Source organism: Chryseobacterium sp. FR054 (genome assembly GCF_056844565.1).
On record NZ_JBXDSA010000014.1, the window covers coordinates 1 to 4,344 of the forward strand.

The window sequence follows — 4,344 nt, forward strand, 5'->3', positions numbered from 1 at the left end:
TCAGGTTTTGCGGGATATCCTGTAACCGGGCTCCTTCGATTTTAGCTATGGGCTGAGAAGTGTTGTATCCCCAGATGATAGTTACAGGTATTCCGTCTTTTGTGGTATACTGAAGAAGATTGCCTTTGGCATCATACCGGTCATAGGTCACTTCCGTAGAAACGGTATTTAACAGTCCTGTTGAACTGATCTTATAAGGAAGAGCCAATCCTGAAGTTTTTGCATCTGCTTCCGACTGGTTTACCGGATATAAGCTCTCTTTTTTGGACAGGGTTTTGCTGTTCTTTATGACCTCTGTTTCTAACGGGATCCCGATCATATTTTTACCGATCAGGAACGGGTTGTTTTTCTCAGCAGCAAAAGAAACCATGGATTGATCTGTTGTGCCGTCCGGAGAAGCCGTCACTTCACGGATACGGTTGAGATGCTGATAATCCGGACTGTAATGATAATCTGTAACGGTAGTGAAGAATTTACCGTTGAGCTTTTCGTCCGTCGTTTTTTTCATCAGCCTGACCCATGTGGAAGGAACGACATATCTGTATGCCCCGTAATTGTAATAGGGAGCCCCGTAGGTCGTCGAATTCTGAATAAACATCGCTCCCGGTTTATGCTTAAACGAAATCCTGCCGTAAGCACTTCCTGACAATACATAATCCTCGTCCAGTTCCGGTATTGGGCTTAGCCTGTTGTAGTGGTTATCATAGGCATATTCATACTTTACAGTTTTAATACTGTCGTTGGCGTCATTAAAATAAGTTTCCTTTAAAACGGAGCCATTTTTACTGGAGAGAAAACGGGGAGCCACCAGTTCGCCCAATGTTTCATAATTCGTCACCTGATTAAAGCTGGAATCATAGTCTACATAGAATTTCTTCACAATGGAATAGGCTGAGCTATTTTCTACGGAATGGATCTTTTTGGTAACGTATTGATATCCTACACTTCCTTTTCCGACAATATTTAAGTTCAGTCCGTTGTTGTCGTTGGTTAACATATAATTTTCGCATGATTCATTATAGGCTGGCGTAGGAGGTGAGCCCTCAGCAGTATTATTCATCTTGGGCTTATAGCTTACCATCAGCGAGGTGGTGAGGGGTGAAAATGATACCCCGCTTGATCTGTCGGTATTGGGTTTTTTGTAATCGAAAGACACATCATATTTTAATACCTGGTTATCCGTTATCTTATACCGGGACGTCCGTAAGCCGCCTGAAAAAGCATTCTTGATCATTGAATACCGGGGTATCCTGCTTACCAGTACAAGTTCATAATGATGGTTGGGGGCATCGTTATAATGATGTGTTTTGCTGATCTTCAGTTTGTAATTTCCGCCGGCAAGTGAAAAATCAGCAACTGATTCTACCGCGGATGAAGTGGTATAGATCAGCTGGTTGTTACTGTCATAAAGCTGCATGATATAATGCATATAGTTTTCACCCTGGATAACCTGGTCGGGATTGGAAGGAATGGTCTGGCTGCTTCCAAACACCAGGGTATGTTTTCCCGGGGTCACATTATCGATATTGACTTCTTCGGTTCCAAACAAACCTGGAGCCGTTATATTATCCCCGGAGAAAGTTCTTGTGTTAATGGAATCAGCTATCCGGACTGTACCGCCTACATAATAGTCATTCAGTCCGTATTCAATGGAATGCATACCGCCGGTAGGATATTTTAAGGATTTAAGAGACAGAAATTCAGTGTAGTGTAATTTTGATTGTCTGTTCGTTGAACCATATGTTTTTCCGTCATAATTAATTAGGGTAATATCATTATCGGTCGGAGATTCACCATTATAAAATCCCCAGTAGTCTTTAGAGGCTAACCTGCTGGGTAATTCTTCATCTGCGGCAGGCGTATAATAATCAATTTCATATTTACCCGTGGTATTATCGATTACATTATCCAGCCGCAGCCTGTTCTCCGTATTCTTCTGCTCCGTGGTCAGGGCAGCCCCTGAAGTTGCTGCCAAAGTGGAAAAATAGGAGTAGTTAAGCCTGATGTTTTTTATTAAATTATTGTGGCTGTAAACATTGATTTCTTTTAAGAATCTCTGGTCGGGAATGTCATTTCTCGGCTCAGTGGTTTTATTGTTGTAGACCAGTTCAATTTTTCCTTCGGGAAAGGTAATTGTTTTTAGCAGGTTATCCTTTACCGAGTTGGTAATCTTATCCGCCCAGGTGCCTGAACCGGAGGTATAGCAGGAAGAGCCCACAGAATTGGGTTCCTGCCTTATTTCAGTTGTTATATCTCTGCTGTAACGGATGTTGTGCAGGTAGTTGTAGCTATTGGTTTCATAGGAAAAGCTGATTTCATCGTTATTGGGTGTTTTAATCGTACTGATGTTCCAGTTTAACGAGGAATACATCTGTCCCACGGCGATAGTGGGACTATTGGACAGGTCTGCATAGGAAATATTGGGGCTGCCGAATGTATAAATGACTCCGTTGGTATCGGTAATGGAGGGAGTAAGATTTTTTAACCCGTTTAAAGAAGTGAAAGCGGTATTTAAAAAATTCTGATCGACTTTTATATCCGATGGAGGGAATTTAATGATCTGTTTATGATAGATTGAAAATTTTCCTGAATGATTAGGGGTCTGGTATTCAAAAATATCAGGCTGGGAGTCTTCCGGGAAAAGTGAAACACTTGCATAATAGGCAAATTTATTCATTGGGGTATCCACAATATTCAGCCACCCAAGATCTGTTACTCCCGGAACCCATAAATTGGTATCTTCTTTCCCGTATTTCTGATAGCTGAGGCTGATTCCCCCCAGGTCTAACAGCCATCCCAATCCGTATTTTCCGGATACTTCATCCACCTGTATGCCGCTGGCATGATATTTCAGGCTCAGGGGGAGGGTATAACCGTTGATGTTAATTTCATACAGGGGAATTGAAAAGCCTGCGGTGCCTGTATAATCACCTTCAGGAGTATTGACAAATTTGGATAATGTGTTAGCTTCGGGTGCCTTGATCCGTTTAACCACATCTTCCTGCCCGGAGACAGAGCACATGGATAACAGGCTAAGCACAAATATAATCTTCTTCATGGAATTGGTTTTTTATTTCTTGATCAGTTTTGCATTTGCAGTTTTATTCGTATCGGTTTTGATCACCACCAGGTAAGCCCCCTGAACCAAAGGCTGGGTGTTGATCTTAGTCACCTTATTTTTTGTCTTCACACTCTGAAGCTGTCTTCCGCCCATATCATACACCACAATATCCGCTTCCCTGAAATCCATACCTATTTCTACATAGGCATAATCGGTAACAGGGTTCGGATAAATTTTGATGTCCTGCTTCTGGATCAGCTTATCGATCTGACTGTCTCCCAGCTTCACGATCTTCCAGTTCTCTTTCCCGAGTTCTTCGGCACTGGTTCCGGCAAGGATAATGGAGCCGTCCCTGTTCAGCTTAATATCTGAAAGCCTTTCTTCTTTCTTCCTGTTTTCTCCCGCAACATGCTTTCTCCACTGCTCATTGCCATTCTGATCCAGGTACAGCATCCAGAAGGTTTCATCATCTTTTTCTATTCTTCCTTCGGCCTGAGTGTAACCGCCCAGTAAAATGCCTTTGGAGGTTTTATCATCCGCGGAATGGATCACACTCATCCCCATCAGGATATCACGGTTCCCGAAATTGTAGGATTTCTGCCACTGTTCTTCTCCTCTTTCGTTTAAAGCAACGAGCCACAGATCGGTTCCTTCTTCTATTCCCGTGGTTTTGTTGCCTGATCTTTCGGACCGGGATTCTCCACCGATAAGGTAGCCAGTAGAAGTTAAAGCCAGTGTTCTCAGATGGTCATCACCTTTTCCTCCGTAGTTCTTTTCCCATTCCACTTTGCCGTTTTTATCCAGCTTTACGATCCAGTAATCGCCTTCACCGAAATTTTCGGTCTGCTTTGAAACAGCTGATAATGAATTACCGGTAACCGAAATTCCCGTTGAAACTCCATTACTCATTCCCGATTGCTGATTACCCATGTTAGTTTTATGACTTCTGGAATACATCCCTAGCAATACGCCGCCATCCTTCGTAGGAATCATTTTCTCTACTTCATCCAGGCCTTTGCCGCCTAAAATCAACTGCGAAAGTTCATTCCCGTTTTTATCCAGTCTGATGATCCAGGCATCTTTGGAGCCATAGCCTTTGGAGGAATTCTGTACATTTCCGGCGACAAAGAATCCCAGGTCGGTGGTCTGAACGACCGCTCTGGCTTCTTCATCGGAAGCACTTCCCAATGTTTTCTGCCATAATTCATCTCCGAATTCATTCAGCCTTACCAGCCAGATATCCGATCCTCCTCTGGAATCGTCTTTTTTATCCAGTCCTTTTC

At 43.0% G+C, this 4,344-nt stretch carries 1 protein-coding gene and 1 pseudogene; both read right to left on the reverse strand.

Features of this window, described 5'->3' with window-relative positions:
- Nucleotides 1-3,058, reverse strand: a pseudogene (locus AC106S_RS24035) (hypothetical protein); the annotation flags it as partial.
- 12 nt (nucleotides 3,059-3,070) lie between these two features.
- On the reverse strand, nucleotides 3,071-4,344 hold a 1,274-nt coding region (locus AC106S_RS24040), incomplete at its 5' end, for a T9SS type A sorting domain-containing protein (protein WP_482442515.1).